The organism is Flavobacterium sp. (assembly GCF_044360715.1).
Taxonomy (GTDB): domain Bacteria; phylum Bacteroidota; class Bacteroidia; order Flavobacteriales; family Flavobacteriaceae; genus Flavobacterium.
In genome coordinates this window covers 13,014-29,716 of the sequence record NZ_JBIKJY010000020.1, presented here as the reverse complement: position 1 = coordinate 29,716, position 16,703 = coordinate 13,014, and the positions used below count along the sequence as shown (strand labels likewise).

The following is a 16,703-nucleotide window of genomic DNA, read 5'->3' as shown; positions in this document are numbered from 1 at the left end:
GTTTCAAAAACCTGTCAGGTCTTTACATAATTAAAAATTAATCAGTAACAATTCTTACCTTTAATAGGAAAATAAAGAACAACTTCAAATGCAATCATACAACATCATAATCATAGGCGGTGGCGCAGCCGGTTTCTTTGCAGCAATTAACATTGCAGAGAAAAATCCGCAACTTAGTGTGGCCATTCTCGAAAGAGGAAAAGAATGCTTAACTAAGGTTAAAATTTCTGGTGGTGGGCGTTGTAATGTTACACACGCGTGTTTTGTGCCGAACGATTTAGTCAAATTTTATCCGCGTGGTGAAAGAGAATTAAAAGGGCCTTTTTCGCAATTTTGTTCTGGAGATACAATTGATTGGTTCGAAAAAAGAGGTATTGAATTAAAAATTGAAGAAGACGGAAGAATGTTCCCAATTACGGATAATTCTCAAACGATAATTGACTGTTTCGAAAAAGATGTAAAGAAATTAGGCATTAAAGTATTTACCTCACAAAGTGTACAATCTTTATATTTTAATAAGGACGAACAATGGAAAATTGAAACCCAACACGATGTTTTTGTTGCAGATAAAATTGTAGTCGCAACAGGAAGCAATCCTAAAATTTGGGAAATGATGCATCAAATGGGCCATCAAATTGTCGAACCCGTTCCTTCCTTATTTACATTCAATATTACCGATAAAAGAATTAAAGATTTAATGGGACTTTCGGCGCAAGCCAGCATCAAAATAAAAAATTCTAAATTAGCGGCTTCAGGCCCATTATTGATAACTCATTGGGGACTTTCAGGCCCCGGAATTTTAAGACTTTCTGCTTGGGGTGCAAGAGAATTATTTGATAAAAAATATTGTTTTGCCTTGCTTGTCAATTGGTTAGATGAGGTGTCTTTTGATGAAGCCATTGAACAATTAAAAGAAATTAAAGAAGAAAATAATAAAAAACTAATTGGCAAATTTTGTCCGTTTGATTTTCCAAAACGTTTGTGGGAAAATATCGTAACCGCTTCAGATATTGCCTTGGATTATAAATGGGCTGAGGTAACCAACAAGCAAATTAATAGCTTAGCCAATCAGTTAACGCAAGCCGAGTTTCAGGTCAACGGTAAAAGCACGTTTAAAGAAGAATTTGTAACCGCTGGCGGCATCGATTTAAAAGAAATTAATTTTAAAACTATGCAAAGCAAAATTTTACCAAAGGTCTATTTTGCTGGCGAAGTGGTAAATATTGATGCCATAACTGGTGGCTTCAATTTTCAAAATGCTTGGACAAGTGGTTTTATAGTTGCCGAGAATATTTAATTCAAGTAAAATATACTAAAAGTCAATAATGTTGCAAAAGAAACCCAAGCAATATAAGGAATGAATAATTTTGCTGCAGTTGCGTTTATCGGCTTAAATAATTTGTAACATTCTAACATAACCAATAGCAATAAAATAATTTCAATCGAAGCTAGTAATAGGTTGTGTAAGCTAAAAAATAAATAAGACCATAATGCATTTAATCCCAATTGAAAAATAAAATATTGTAAGGCTACTTTAACTTCTTTAGGTTTATTTTCAATTTCATTCCAAACTAATCCTGCAGCAATTCCCATAAAAATGTAAAGTAACGTCCAAACGGGCGCAAAAATCCAATTTGGGGGATTAAATATAGGTTTTATTAGAGTAGGATACCAAGTGGTTATAGACGATTGTGTAATTTTTCCAGAGAAAAAGCCTACAGTCAAACAAATAATTATGCAATACGATATTCTTAAATACTTTTTCATTTTCATAATTTTATTCAAATATATTTAAAACTTCTGACATCTGACAACTAAGTTTTAACTTCCTTTTCTATCTTTGTAAAAAATAATTTTATGTATTCTGATTTAGACTTCATTATTTCAAATTATAATTCAATAGAAGCGGCATCTTTTTCGTGGAGTGCGCCAAGTAATATTGCTTTGGTGAAATATTGGGGAAAAAAAGAAAACGGTGAACAAATTCCAGCTAATCCATCGATTAGTTTTACACTGAAAAATTGCAAAACCATTACATCGGTTACGATTTCTTCTAAAGTTGAAAAAGATACTTCGACCAGCTCAGTACAGCGTGATTTTTCATTCGATTTGTTATTTGAAGGAAAACCAAAAGAAGATTTTAAACCTAAAATTCAAAAGTTTTTCGAAAGAATTTATAAATATTGCCCGTATATAAAAGAATATCATTTTACAATTGACACCCAAAATACTTTTCCGCATAGTTCAGGAATCGCATCTTCAGCTTCCGGAATGGCAGCGCTTGCAATGAATATTATGAGTTTAGAAAAGGCGTTAAAACCTGAAATTTCCGATGATTATTTTTATGCAAAAGCTTCTTTTTTAGCACGATTAGGTTCTGGAAGTGCTTGTAGAAGTATTATTGGAAACGTAGTGTCTTGGGGAAAAAACGAAACCATAAAAAATAGCTCCGACTTATTTGGAGTTGCATTTGAAAATATGCATCCGAATTTTTATAATTTTCAGGATACGATTTTATTAGTAGATAAAGGCGAAAAACAAGTTTCAAGTACTGTTGGACATAATTTAATGCACAATCATCCATTTGCTGAACAACGATTCGAACAAGCACATCATAATATTGCTAAAATTGTTACGTTATTAGAAACAGGAAATGTAACCGAATTTATGAGTTTGGTAGAAAGCGAAGCACTGACGTTACACGCTATGATGATGACTTCGATGCCTTATTTTATTTTAATGAAACCCAATACATTAGAAATTATTAATAAAATTTGGAAGTTCAGAAGTGAAACACAAACTCCGGTTTGTTTTACGTTAGATGCAGGTGCCAATGTGCACGTTTTGTATCCTGAAAATGTTAAAGAAAAAGTAGTGCAATTTATTCAGCACGAATTAGTTGGCTATTGTCAAAATGGTCAGTATATTTGTGATGAAATTGGAAATGGCGCACAAGATTTGAAATAATTTTATATCTTTACACTTATACTATCAAAAAATGGATATTCAATTAGAAAAAAAAGAATTAATGAAGTTATTGCAGGAAACAGAAAATCCTTCAATAATAAAGTCTATTCAGAAAATATTTCAAAAAGAGCAGAAAGATTGGTGGGATGATTTGCCAAATTCTGCAAAAGAAGGTATCAAAGAAGGTATAGAAGATATAAAAAACGGTCGAGTTCATTCCTACGAAGAAGTAAAAAAAGAATTAGGTTGGAAATGAGAAAATTAGAATTCTCAGACCGAAGTTTAAAAGAGATTAAAAATATAGTAGCGTATTTAAATTTAAAATGGTCAGAAAGAATTAGCGATAATTTTTTAAAAGAATTAAAAAGAAATATAGATTTGATTCAAGTAAATCCTGAATTGTTTCCTGTTTCTGAATTTGAAGGTCTAAGAAAATGTGTAGTTTCAAAGCAAACATCTGTTTTCTTTATTATTAAAAATGATACTATTTATATTGTTTCGGTATTCGATACCAGACAAAACCCAAATAAAATAAAAGAATAAAAATTATGAAAGGACCACTTTTTTACTCAAAAATATTACTTTTCGGAGAATATGGAATCATTCAAGATTCTAAAGGACTTTCAATACCATATAATTTTTACAAAGGTGCGCTGAAGTCAGATGAAAATCCGACAGATGAAGCCAAAAAATCAAATCAGAGTTTAGTGAAATTCGTTGCTTACTTAAAGCAATTACAAACGGAACAGCCAGATTTAGTAACGTTTAATATTGAGTTATTACAAAACGACGTTAAACACGGAATGTATTTTGATTCAAGTATCCCACAAGGGTACGGAGTAGGAAGTAGTGGTGCTTTAGTAGCTGCTGTTTACGATAAATACGCGGCGAATAAAATTACCGTTTTAGAAAATTTAACCAGAGAAAAATTATTGCAACTAAAATCAATTTTTTCTAATATGGAATCCTTTTTCCACGGAAAAAGTTCTGGTTTAGATCCATTAAATAGTTACTTAAGTTTACCAATTCTTATCAATTCAAAAGATAATATTGAAGCTGCTGGAATTCCAAGTCAATCGGCTACTGGGAAAGGCGCCGTTTTCTTGTTAGATTCAGGAATTGTTGGAGAAACGGCTCCAATGGTAAATATCTTTATGGAAAATTTAAAAGACCAAGGTTTTAGAAAAATGCTAAAATCGCAGTTTATAAAATATACCGATTCTTGTGTGGAAAACTTCTTACAAGGTGATATGAAATCGTTATTTAAAAACACAAAAGAATTGTCTAAAGTGGTTTTGAGTAACTTCAAACCAATGATTCCAGAACAATTTCACCAAATTTGGCAAAACGGAATTGAAACCAACGATTATTATTTAAAATTGTGTGGTTCTGGTGGCGGTGGCTATATTTTAGGTTTTACAGAAGATTTTGAAAAAGCTAAAAAATCTTTAAAAGATTATAAATTAGAAATGGTTTATCAGTTTTAAAATAGGTATTAGGAATAGGGTATAAGGTTTAAGAAAAACCCAAAACCCAAAACCCAAAACCCTTCACCCAAAAGAAATGCTAAGTCGCAACTCTAAATTAGTACTTACTAAAATCTTCAGTTTCTTTTCTGTGGCTCGTGGGTATAATGTGTTTGTAATCGCTTTAGCACAATATTTATCTGCTATTTTTATTTTAGCTCCAGAAAGAAGAGCGTTAGATATTATTTTAGATTGGAGATTGTTCTTTTTAGTAATGGCGTCTACTTTTGCCATTGCTTCGGGATACATTATAAATAATTTTTACGATGCCAAAAAAGACATTATCAATCGTCCTAAAAAATCGTATTTAGACAGATTAGTAAGTCAGAAAACCCAACTTCAAGTTTATTTCACTTTAAATTTCTTCTCGGCTGTATTTGGTTTTATGGTTTCTTGGCGAGCGGCTTTGTTTTATTCTGTTTATATTTTTATTATTTGGTTGTATTCGCATAAGCTAAAAAAAATGCTTTTCATTGGTAATGTTTCAGCTTCTTTATTAGCTGTTTTGCCCTTTTTCGGAATTTTATTGTATTTTAAAAACTTTTATCAAGTAATTTTTGCGCACGCTACATTTTTATTTCTGATTCTATTAATTCGTGAAATGATTAAAGATTTAGAAAACATTGAAGGCGATTTATCGAATAATTATCAAACCATCCCAGTCAATTTTGGTGAAAATTTTGCTAAAAAAATTATTTCATTATTGCTATTGTTTACAATCGTTCCTGTTTATTTTCTTATTAATGTGTTCGATGTAGGCTACATGGACATTTATTTTTATTCAAGTTATATTTTACTTCTAATTTTTGTTTTGAAATTATGGAAGTCGGAAGGAAAAGTGGATTATATTAAACTTCATTTTTTATTAAAGATAATTCTTTTAGCTGGAGTAATTTGTATCGTTCTAATTAAACCAGAAATTATTGAAAACGGTCAAAAATTACTATTAATTCGATAGGGAGTCGGCTTCTAACTACCAATTTCGAACTTCTCACTTAAATTGACTATCTTTGCAAAAAAATAAAAGCATGAGAAAATCGTCAGGAGCCAAAAGAAGCGGTAAAGTTTCGGAAAGTAAAAAACCAGATTTTAAGAAAAACGAATCAGGAAAATCTTTTTCTTCAGAAAACAAACCTGCTCCAAAGTTCAATAGAACAGACAAGCCAAAACAACAAGTGGTTAAAATTAAATCTGATAAAGATGAAATCAGATTAAATAAATATGTAGCAAATTCAGGAGTTTGTAGTCGTAGAGATGCCGACATTTATATCCAAAGCGGAAACGTAAAAGTAAACGGCGAAGTAATTACAGAAATGGGACACAAAGTAAAACTAACCGATGTGGTTAATTTTGATGGCGTGAACATTACACCTGAGAAAAAAGAATACATCCTTTTAAACAAACCTAAGAATTTTTCAACTGAGAAGAATGACCAAGGCGCTAACAACGTGTTGCAATTAATTAAGTCACCTTCAAATGTACGATTAGAACCTATTGGAAGAATGGATAAAACCACAACAGGATTATTATTGTTTACAAATGATCCAGATATGGTTAGAAAATTTACAACACCAAATCAACGTTCTTCTAAAATTTATCAAGTTTCTTTAGATAAAAATTTAAAATACGAAGATTTAGAAAAAATTCAAAGTGGCGTTACTATTGAAGGACATAAAGTATATGTAGAAGAAGTAACATTTATTGATGGTGAGGCTAAAAGTGAAATTGGTGTAAAAATGAAAACATCTAATGTTAAAGTGGTTCGAAATATTTTTGAACACTTAAAATATAATGTAATTAAATTAGATCGAGTAGTATTTGCGGGGTTAACCAAAAAGAATTTACCAAGAGGAAATTGGAGAGTTTTAACGGAACAAGAAGTTGTCAATTTGAAAAACAACTAAAAAACTACGTCTTTTAAAAGGCGTTTTTTTTTAGTATAAATACCACCAAATTAAAAATAAAATATATATATTTGTATTCCAAATTTAACAAATCTATTTATGAAAAAAATAGTCCAACTACTTGCCCTTGTTTTACTAATAATATCTTGTGAAAATGATATTAAAACTAATTTACCTGCATTTTTAGGTGAAAAAGACAATGTTTCATGGCGTGCTTCGGATACAAAAATCACTGCAAATCCAGGCGGAACGATAACAATAAATGCATATAAAGATAATGAAATGGTTACTATAACAGTGCCAAATACAGTTGGTACACATTATTTAGGAACTACAAATCAAGGTGTAAACGCAACGTATTCATATAGCAATCAGCAATCATTATTATACTTTGAAACAGCATTAATTGAAGGGCCTGTTTTTAAATTACAAGGAATAACTATTCCTGGTACTGGATATGCAGCTTTAAACGGAAACAATGTAACTACAACAGGAGGTTCAGGAAACGGATTAACATTAAAAATTCAAACCAATAGTTCAGGAGCTGTTACAGGAGCTACCATTGTAAGTAGAGGAGTAGGATATGAACCAGGAGATTTGATTACTGTTAATGGTGGTAATGGCAATGCAAAAGTTACTGTTTTAAATGTTTCAAAAAGTAATGGAGAAGTTGAAATTGAAAAAATTGAAGGAAACTTGTATTCAGGAACATTCAAATTTAATGCAGTTGACGAACAAGGAACAGTAATTAATTTTAATAAAGGAATTTTTTATAAAGTGCCAATTTTATAAAAATTTTAAACATATATTACTAATTACCACTTCATTTAGGAGTGGTTTTTTGTTTTTGTTAATAACTAAAATTGCCATAAAAAAAGATAAATTGTATTTTTGAAATCTTTCACTTTTTTAAAATGTAGTATAGTTTTGAGATTTGGAATTTATTAATTTGGAATTTATAATTTATGTATTTAATCTTCGATACCGAAACCACAGGATTACCTAAAAGTTGGTCTGCTCCAATAACAGACACTAACAATTGGCCTCGTTGTGTGCAAATTGCTTGGCAATTACACGATGATATGGGTAACCTAATCGAACATCAAGATTATTTAATTAAACCAGAAGGATATAACATTCCATTTGATGCAGAAAGAATTCACGGAATTTCAACAGAATTAGCCAATCAAGAAGGTTGTGGTTTAAGTGAAATCCTTGAAAAATTTAATATTGCTTTATCTCAAGCCAAATATATTGTAGGACAAAATGTAGGTTTTGATGTGAATATTATGGGTTGCGAATTTCACCGATTTGGAATAGCTACCGATTTAACTAAAATGCCCATTTTAGATACTTGTACAGAAACTACGGCTTTATTATTAAAATTACCTGGTGGACGTGGTGGAAAATTTAAACTACCTACATTAACAGAATTACACGAATATTTATTTCAAGAAAAATTTGCAGAAGCTCATAATGCCACTGCCGATGTAGAAGCCACAACTCGTTGTTTTTTAGAATTAGTAAAACGCGGAAATTTTAATTCAAACGAATTGCCTGTTTCTGAAGAATACTATACAGCTTTCAGAACTAATAATCCAGAGGTAAAACCAATCGGATTAAAACACGTAAATTTAAAACAAGCTTCAGCTACTTTAAGAGAGAAAGTACAACAACAGCTTCCTAAAGATATTGAGATTTTACCTGAAAATTTGGAAGATATTTCAGATGTTGCCTTTGCACATTTGCACAATCATTCACAGTTTTCCGTTTTGCAATCTACAATTTCCATTCCTAATTTGATTGAAAATACGGTAAAGCAAAAAATGCAAGCAGTTGCCCTTACCGATATTGGAAATATGATGGGTGCTTTTCAATTTGTAAGTGGAATTCTAAATCACAATAAAGCGGCGGAAGCCAAAAACAAGGAATTAGTTGAAGCGGGGGAACAACCAACAGAAACCATCATTAAACCAATAGTAGGTTGCGAATTTTTTGTTTGTAACAATCATAAAGACAAATCAAATAAAGACAACGGATATCAAGTCGTTTTCTTAGCTAAGAATAAAAAAGGATATCATAATTTAGCGAAACTGTCTTCAAAAGCCTATATAGATGGGTTTTACTATGTGCCTCGAATCGATAAAGAATTAATCAAACAATATAAAGAAGATATTATTGTTTTAACTGGAAGTTTATATGGTGAAGTGCCAAATAAAATTCTGAATCTCGGAGAAAATCAAGCTGAAGAATCCTTATTATGGTGGAAAGAACAATTTGGTGACGATTTGTATATCGAATTAATGAATCACAATCAAGAGGATGAAAAAGCGGTAAATACTACGTTAATTCAGTTTTCTAAAAAGCATAATGTAAAGCTAATTGCAACAAACAATACGTTTTACATCAATAAAGAAGATGCCAACGCACACGATATTTTGTTATGTGTAAAAGAGGGTGAAAAACAAGCCACACCAATAGGACGTGGTCGCGGATATCGTTTCGGCTTACCCAATCAAGAATATTATTTCAAGTCAGCAAATGAAATGAAAAAATTGTTTCCGCAATCACCAGAAGCTATTAATAATGTTCAAGAAATTGTAGATAAAATTGAAATATATTCGCTTTCGCGAGATGTATTACTTCCAAAATTTGATATTCCAGAAGAATTTCAGGATCCTGAAGATACAAAAGATAAAGGCGTTCGAGGCGAAAATGCTTTTTTAAGACATTTAACCTACGAAGGAGCCAAAAAACGTTATGGTGAAATAAGTGATGAATTAAAAGAACGCATTGATTTTGAACTACTAACAATTAGTAATTCGGGTTATCCTGGCTATTTTTTAATTGTACAAGATTTTATCGCCGAAGCCAGAAAAATGGACGTTTCTGTTGGTCCAGGTAGGGGTTCTGCTGCGGGTTCAGTTGTTGCGTATTGTTTGTGGATTACGAATATTGATCCGTTATTATACAATTTGCTTTTCGAGCGTTTTTTAAATCCAGACCGTGTATCGATGCCCGATATCGATATCGATTTTGATGATGAAGGCAGAGGTCGAGTAATGGATTATGTAATAAAGAAATACGGCTCCAATCAAGTGGCGCAAATTATCACGTATGGAAAAATGGCCACGAAATCAGCTATTCGAGATACGGCTCGAGTTTTAGATTTGCCTTTATTCGAAGCGGATAGAATTGCGAAATTGATTCCAGCAATGATGCCTGGAAAATGGAATTTAGCACGATTTCTATCGGAAAAAGAAGAAGATGTTAAAAAAGCCGTTCGTTCAGATGAATTTGACCGAGTAAAAGAATTAATCGAAATTGCCAATCAAGACGAACTTTCTGGAGAAACCATTCAACAAGCAAAAATATTAGAAGGCTCGCTCCGAAATACAGGAATTCACGCTTGTGGTGTAATTATTACGCCAGATGATATTACCAATTTCGTTCCCGTAACTACAGCAAAAGATTCAGATTTATATGTTACCCAGTTTGATAACGCCGTAGCTGAAAGTGCGGGTTTATTAAAAATGGACTTTTTAGGTTTAAAAACGTTAACACTTATTAAAGACACGGTTAAACTCGTAAAATATAAGCGAAATATCGATTTAGATCCTGATACATTTCCTATAGACGATAAAAAAACATACGAATTATTCCAACGTGGCGAAACGGTAGGTATTTTTCAGTACGAATCGCCTGGAATGCAAAAGTATTTGAAAGATTTAAAGCCAACGGTTTTTGGAGATTTAATTGCGATGAATGCATTATATCGACCAGGTCCGTTAGAATATATTCCTTCTTTCGTTCGAAGAAAAAATGGTTTAGAACCCATTGCATATGATTTAGATGCCTGTGAAGAATATTTAGCAGAAACCTACGGAATTACAGTATATCAAGAGCAAGTAATGCTTTTATCTCAATCATTAGCTGGATTTACAAAGGGTGATGCTGATGTGCTTCGTAAAGCAATGGGTAAAAAAGACAAGCCGGTCTTGGATAAAATGAAGCCTAAATTCATCGCGCAAGCAGAAGAAAAAGGACACGACGCTAAAATATTAGAGAAAATTTGGAAAGACTGGGAAGCGTTTGCAAGTTATGCATTCAACAAATCGCACTCTACTTGCTATGCTTGGATTGCTTATCAAACGGCCTATTTAAAAGCTCATTATCCAGCAGAATATATGGCGGCGGTGCTTTCAAACAATATGAATGATATCAAATCGGTTTCCTTTTTTATGGAAGAATGCAAGCGAATGGGCTTAGAAGTTTTAGGACCAGATGTTAATGAATCATTCTATAAGTTTACCGTAAACGATAATAATGCTATTCGATTCGGAATGGGAGCAATTAAAGGCGTTGGAGAAAACGCAGTAAAAACAATAGTTGAAGTGCGAAAAGAAGGTCGTTTTAAGTCTATTTTCGATTTGGCAAAACGAATTGATTTGCGTGCAGCCAATAAAAAAGCATTCGAAAATTTAGCCTTAGCAGGTGGTTTTGATGAGTTTGGCGATACGCATCGTGCTCAGTATTTTCATACTGATGGCGATAATAGTTCCTTTTTGGAAAAAGCAATGCGTTTTGGTGCAAAGTTTCAAGAAAACGAAAATTCTTCTCAAGTGAGTTTGTTTGGTGATGCATCCGATGTGCAAATTGCCGAGCCAACTGTGCCGCCTTGTGAAGAATGGAATACCTTAGAAAAATTATCTCGCGAAAAAGAAGTTGTAGGAATTTATATTTCTGGTCATCCATTGGACGATTATAAATTTGAAATGAAATATTTCTGCAATACAAAGTTGCAAGCATTACATAATTTAGAGCCTTTAGTTGGTAAAAATTTATCATTTGGAGGAATTGTATCCAATGTGCAACATCGTACCACGCAACAAAATAAAGGTTGGGCTACGTTTAATATTGAAGGATACGAAGAAAGTTTTGAATTCCGAATTTTTAATGAGGAATATTTGAAATTCCGTCATTATTTGGTTGCAAATCAGTTTGTATTTGTTAAAATTTTCGTGAAAGAAGGTTGGACAAATAAAGACACCGGAAAAAAATCAGAACCAAGAATTAATTTTACACATCTTCAGAGTTTACAAGATGTTTTGCCAGATTTTGCAAAAAAATTAACCATTCAGTTACCTGTTGAAGAGTTAAAAGAACAATTAATTTCAAAATTAAATGAACTTTTCTCATATCATCAAGGGGATTTTAATGTAACATTCGAATTGTTAGAATTAGAAAAAGTGAAACGATTTGTAAAACGAGAGATTGAAATTGATGACGAAATTCAAGATGAAAATCTTATAGAAATAGAGGATGAGGCAGAAAATAATGCGGAAATAATAATAGAAAATCAAATGGAAGAAATTGAAGAAACTATTATAAAAAACAAGTTAGAAATGCCTAGTAGAAAACTAAAAATTAATATTTCAAAAGATTTGTTGGAAGGATTGGAAAGAATGCAAATTAATTTTAAATTGAATTAATGAAATCAACTCTTAAAAAACTTATAAATTGATTTTTCTAATTCTCAAATAGGTAAAAGAAATCATATTTTTTTTCACAGCTTAAATATATTTTCTACTTTCGCAGTATAATAATTTATAGTATAAAAAAATAAATATAAAAATATGGCATTAGCAATTACAGACGCTACTTTTGAGGAAGTAGTATTAAAATCAGACAAACCAGTAGTAGTAGATTTTTGGGCAGCTTGGTGTGGACCTTGCAGAATGGTAGGACCAGTTATTGATGAGGTAGCTACAGAATATGAAGGAAAAGCAGTTGTTGGTAAAGTAGATGTTGATGCAAATCAAGAATTTGCTGCAAAATACGGCGTAAGAAATATTCCAACAGTATTAGTGTTTCAAAACGGAGAAGTAGTAGGAAGACAAGTAGGAGTAGCTCCTAAAAAAACCTATACTGATGCAATCGACGCATTACTATAATCAATAGAAAACACATATTACAAAAGGTTCAACGGGAGTTGAGCCTTTTTTTTAACAAATAACTTTCATACAGAATTTAAAATCTTTTCATATATTTACGATATGAATTTAGAATCGCAACTCGAAAAAATATCCCAATTCAAGAATTTAGAACTTTTGGCTAATCAAATAGTTGAAGGATTTATTTCGGGCATGCATAAAAGTCCGTTTCACGGGTTTTCTGCCGAATTTGCCGAACATAAAATTTATAATCAAGGTGAAAGCACCAAGCATATAGATTGGAAGTTATTTGCTAAAACAGACAGATTATATACGAAGAAGTTCGAAGAAGAAACCAATTTACGATGTCATTTAATTATCGATAATTCTTCATCGATGCATTATCCAAAATTAAAATCGAATCAAAATTTTTCTGAAAGTAAAATTGGATTTTCTGTTTTAGCCGCAGCTGTATTGATGAATTTATTAAAGAAACAACGCGATGCGGTTGGCGTTTCTGTGTATTCTGATACGTATGAATATTACGCTTCAGAAAAAGGAAGCGAACGCCATCACAGAATGATTTTAAATCAGTTTGAAAACATATTAAACGACTCAAAAGAATCTAAAAAAACAGATACGATTACATTTCTACATCAAATTGCTGAAAAAGTGCACCGTCGTTCGATGATTATTTTGTTTACAGATATGTTTATCGATCAAGATAATGAAAAACTATTTAGTGCTTTGCAGCATTTAAAGCATAACAAACATAAGGTGGTTTTGTTCCATGTTTTTGATAAAAAAACAGAGTTGAATTTTGATTTTGACAATACCCCAAGAAAGTTCATTGATATGGAAACAGGTGAGGAAGTTAACTTGTTTGCCGAAAATATGAAAGAAAGTTACGAAAAAGTAGTAAATACTTATTTTGAAAACATAGCTAATACTTGCGCTTCCTATAAAATTAAATATGTTCCAGTTTCAGTGGATGAAAATTTCGAAAAAATACTAACAACATATTTAGTTGAAAAACAGAAGTTTGGATAAGTAATGGAGGTTATTTCGGATTTTTTTTATTAAAATATTTGCAAGTTACAAAAACTGTAGTATATTTGCACTCGCATTACAGCAACGGTTTGGTAGTTCAGTTGGTTAGAATACCTGCCTGTCACGCAGGGGGTCGCGGGTTCGAGTCCCGTCCAGACCGCAACATTTGGGAAGCATTCTAATTTATTAGAATGCTTTTTTGCCCAAAAATCTTGAGTCTTCAAGAGAATCGTAGTTGTGTTGTTTATCCCGTTTACGGGAAAAGGTTTAGTAGTTAGACCGATGAAAAGCTTTCCACTTTTGTGGATGGCTTTTTTGATTTTATAGTATCTTCATTATTTTTAGTATTATAAGCTGTAATAAATAGGTTTTTTAAATTTTGTCTAATTTATTCTACATTAAAAGTTGTTTTTATATTTAATTTACTTATATTTAGCCACTTAAATTATAAAAATTAATATTAAATATCTATAAAATGAAGAAAAAATTACTTATATTATTAGTTCTTTTGAGTGTAGCCGTTAACTTTGTTAGCGCTCAATGTTTGCCACCAACGAATGTTTTTGTGTCAAATATTACAAACAATTCTGCTACGGTTTCATGGGTACCAAATACTACTACGACGACTTCAGATTACAACATCCAATTGATGATGAACGGTACTGTTGCTGGTAATTTTGCGGCACAAACGAGTCCTTATGTTTTAACAGGATTACCTTGCGGAACAACTTGTACGCTTCAAATTGTTTCTGTTTGCGCTCCAAATGTAATAAGTGTACCAAGTGTTTCAGTTACTTTTACAACCGCGTCTTGTCCAACTCAATTCGGGCAACCTCAAAATATGACGGCTTGTGTAACAAACGGATTTGGATGCTTTAATTTAGCAAGTAACACACAAAATATTTTAGCAAATCAACCTGCAAATTTATATACGGTATCTTATCATTCTTCTCAAGCAGATGCTGTTTCTGGTGCTAATCCTCTAGTAAGCCCACATTGTGTGAATTTAGGTAGTTACACTGTATTTTCAAGAGTTACAGCAATTTCTTCAGGAAATTTGATGCAAGTTAGTGGATTTACTATAAATGCTGTTGACTATCAAGTTATGTCAGCGTTAAACCCTATGGTGCAATGTGATGACAATAACGATCAACAAGTGGTATTTGATTTAACTACATCTCAAGCAGTTATTAACAGTAATAATACGTTAGTATATTATCCAACATTAATTGCCGCACAAAACCAAGTAAATCCCATATCGCCAGCTACTAACTTTGTAGTTCCTGTTTCAGCATTGAGTAGTACTATTTTTATTAGAGAAATTATTGCAGATGCATGTGATAAAATATATCCAAGAACTGTTTTTGCACAGTCTAATTGTAATTTAGCTTCTTTTTGTACAAATGCTAATTTATTATGTAATTCATTAGGTATTCCATACACAAATACAATTAACTTTCCAAATAGTGGGGCCTCAGGATGTCTAGGTACTACACCAAATCCAAACTGGTTTTATATACCAATTAGCGCACCCGGAACTATAAATTTATCAATCAATCAAGGAAATAATGCACCTAGTTTTAATAATCAAGATGTAGATTATATTATTTACGGTCCGTTTACAAGCGGTACTTCAAGTTGTAACTTAGTAGGACCAAATAATATTGTAAGTTGTAGCTATTCAGCTTCTGCTTCAGAAAATGCTGTAATTCCAAATGCACAAGCAGGACAATATTACCTAATGATGATTACTAATTTCTCCAATCAAAATGGATTTATTACTATTAATCATACTAATAGTTCAATGCCCGGTTCAGGAGTGATTAATTGCACCGGATTTACATTTAATGCTTTTTTAGATTCAAATAATAACGGTACGAAAGATACTGGAGAAGTGAATTTCCCTTTAGGAAAGTTTACACATGAGAAAAATGACAATGGCGTGGTTCATAATGTAATTGCTCCGTCAGGATCATTTAGTATTTACGATATGGTTGCCACTAATTCTTATGACGTTGCTTTTGTAGTAAACCCAACGTATGCAACTATGTATAATGTAAATCCTTCTCAGTTTTTAAATTTAACATCAACAGGGTCGGGAATGACAACTTATAACTTTCCAGTAACATCGCTTCAAAATTATAACGATTTAGGAGTTGCAGTTGTACCATTTAATGCGCCAAGACCAGGATTTAATTATATAAACCGAATTGTATACGCAAATTTAGGAAATCAAACTATTACTTCTGGAACGGTAACGTTCACAAAACCTTCAGCAGTAACTTTAGTTTCAACTACTCCAGCTTCAACTAGTACAGCAACTGGTTTTACACTCGATTTTACTAATTTATTACCTTTTGAAGTAAGAACTGTAAATGTTAATATGTTGGTACCTACTATTCCAACAGTGAATGCAGGAGAATTTTTAGTAAGTCAAGCTTCAATTGTTCCAACAACTGGAGATGTAGTAATTGAAAATAATAGTAATACATTAACCCAAATGGTTATAAATGCTTATGATCCAAATGATAAAATGGAAGCTCGTGGACCTCAAATATTACATTCAAGCTTCACCTCTAATGATTATTTATACTACACTATTCGATTTGAAAATACAGGTAATGCTAGTGCCATTAATGTTAGAATTAATGATGTTTTAAATAACAAATTAGATGAAAGCACATTATCAATGATTAGTTCAAGTCATACATATGAATTAGACCGAGTAGGTACAGAATTAAATTGGAAATTTAATAATATTCAATTGCCAGTTTCGGTTGCCAATTCTACCATCGGTAAAGGATATGTAACATTCAAAATCAAACCAAAAGCGGGGTATGCAGTTGGTGATATTATTCCAAATGTGGCATCAATTTATTTTGACTACAACCCAGCAATTGTAACAAATACGTTTACAACTGAATTTGTGGCGCTTTTAGAATCAGAATCTTTCGAAACCAATGAGTTTATGGTATATCCAAACCCAACGAATTCAATATTGAATATTCAATCTAAAAATAATCAAACTATTTCTGAAGTAAATGTTTACGATTTATTAGGTAAAAAACTTACCAATAAAAAAGTAACTGTTTCTACTACAGAAATTGATTTAACAAATTATACTCCAGGATTATATGTATTAGAAGTTATTTCAGCAGATAATCAAAAAAGTATTCATAAGATTGTAAAAAAATAATCTTTATAAAATAAGAAAAAATCCCGAATGCGTTCGGGATTTTTTTATGTCTAATTATAAGGAATTTTATGTGTTAAAATAAAAACAGAGAAAATCAATAAAAGATATTCTATAATATTGTATTTTT

At 31.7% G+C, this 16,703-nt stretch carries 13 protein-coding genes and 1 tRNA gene; 13 read left to right on the top strand and 1 reads right to left on the bottom strand.

Annotated elements, in window-relative coordinates; genetic code table 11:
• Window positions 1–88: 88 nt before the first annotated feature.
• Complete coding sequence (locus tag ACIQ16_RS07725; RefSeq protein WP_396150257.1) at window positions 89–1,297, top strand: NAD(P)/FAD-dependent oxidoreductase; 1,209 nt, start codon at window positions 89–91, stop codon at window positions 1,295–1,297.
• On the opposite strand, the gene ACIQ16_RS07720 is transcribed toward ACIQ16_RS07725, so the two are convergent.
• Window positions 1,294–1,767 carry a TspO/MBR family protein gene (locus tag ACIQ16_RS07720; RefSeq protein WP_396150255.1) on the bottom strand — a complete coding sequence of 158 codons (474 nt, stop codon included), beginning with the start codon at window positions 1,765–1,767 and terminating at the stop codon, window positions 1,294–1,296. The two genes, ACIQ16_RS07725 and ACIQ16_RS07720, sit on opposite strands and share 4 nt — an antisense overlap.
• Before the next feature lie 90 nt (window positions 1,768–1,857).
• Here ACIQ16_RS07720 and mvaD point away from each other — a divergent pair, with 90 nt between their 5' ends.
• The 12 genes from mvaD (at window position 1,858) to ACIQ16_RS07660 (ending at window position 16,576) form a co-directional block, all read left to right on the top strand.
• Entirely contained in the window at window positions 1,858–2,967 is a 1,110-nt protein-coding gene (gene mvaD / locus ACIQ16_RS07715) for a diphosphomevalonate decarboxylase (protein WP_396150253.1), read from the top strand.
• A gap of 31 nt (window positions 2,968–2,998) precedes the next feature.
• Window positions 2,999–3,223, top strand: a complete 225-nt coding sequence (locus ACIQ16_RS07710) for a hypothetical protein (protein ID WP_291241446.1) — start codon at window positions 2,999–3,001, stop codon at window positions 3,221–3,223.
• Entirely contained in the window at window positions 3,220–3,510 is a 291-nt protein-coding gene (locus ACIQ16_RS07705; RefSeq protein ID WP_396150251.1) for a type II toxin-antitoxin system RelE/ParE family toxin, read from the top strand. The genes ACIQ16_RS07710 and ACIQ16_RS07705 overlap by 4 nt, the downstream gene beginning before the upstream one ends.
• Before the next feature lie 5 nt (window positions 3,511–3,515).
• A complete protein-coding gene (locus ACIQ16_RS07700; RefSeq protein WP_396150249.1) occupies window positions 3,516–4,454 on the top strand; it encodes a mevalonate kinase in 939 nt (312 codons plus the stop codon).
• Between the two features lie 76 nt (window positions 4,455–4,530).
• Entirely contained in the window at window positions 4,531–5,451 is a 921-nt protein-coding gene (locus ACIQ16_RS07695) for a geranylgeranylglycerol-phosphate geranylgeranyltransferase (protein ID WP_396150247.1), read from the top strand.
• Window positions 5,452–5,521: 70 nt separating this feature from the next.
• Window positions 5,522–6,397 (top strand): pseudouridine synthase, encoded by an 876-nt coding sequence (locus ACIQ16_RS07690; protein ID WP_353168320.1) that lies wholly within the window; start codon window positions 5,522–5,524, stop codon window positions 6,395–6,397.
• 99 nt (window positions 6,398–6,496) lie between these two features.
• Window positions 6,497–7,189, top strand: coding sequence for a DUF6252 family protein (locus tag ACIQ16_RS07685; RefSeq protein WP_396150245.1), 693 nt, complete (start codon window positions 6,497–6,499; stop codon window positions 7,187–7,189).
• A 173-nt stretch (window positions 7,190–7,362) separates the two neighbouring features.
• The gene (gene dnaE, locus ACIQ16_RS07680) at window positions 7,363–11,889 is read left to right on the top strand and encodes a DNA polymerase III subunit alpha (protein WP_396150243.1); all 4,527 of its coding nucleotides are present in this window, start codon (window positions 7,363–7,365) and stop codon (window positions 11,887–11,889) included.
• A gap of 144 nt (window positions 11,890–12,033) precedes the next feature.
• Window positions 12,034–12,351: a thioredoxin gene (gene trxA, locus ACIQ16_RS07675; protein WP_166125498.1), complete on the top strand. Its 318-nt coding sequence runs from the start codon at window positions 12,034–12,036 to the stop codon at window positions 12,349–12,351.
• Between the two features lie 102 nt (window positions 12,352–12,453).
• Complete coding sequence (locus ACIQ16_RS07670; RefSeq protein WP_396150241.1) at window positions 12,454–13,380, top strand: DUF58 domain-containing protein; 927 nt, start codon at window positions 12,454–12,456, stop codon at window positions 13,378–13,380.
• Window positions 13,381–13,466: 86 nt separating this feature from the next.
• Window positions 13,467–13,540: transfer RNA gene (locus ACIQ16_RS07665), tRNA-Asp, on the top strand.
• A gap of 315 nt (window positions 13,541–13,855) precedes the next feature.
• The gene (locus tag ACIQ16_RS07660; protein WP_396150239.1) at window positions 13,856–16,576 is read left to right on the top strand and encodes a T9SS type A sorting domain-containing protein; all 2,721 of its coding nucleotides are present in this window, start codon (window positions 13,856–13,858) and stop codon (window positions 16,574–16,576) included.
• The last annotated feature ends 127 nt before the right edge of the window (window positions 16,577–16,703 follow it).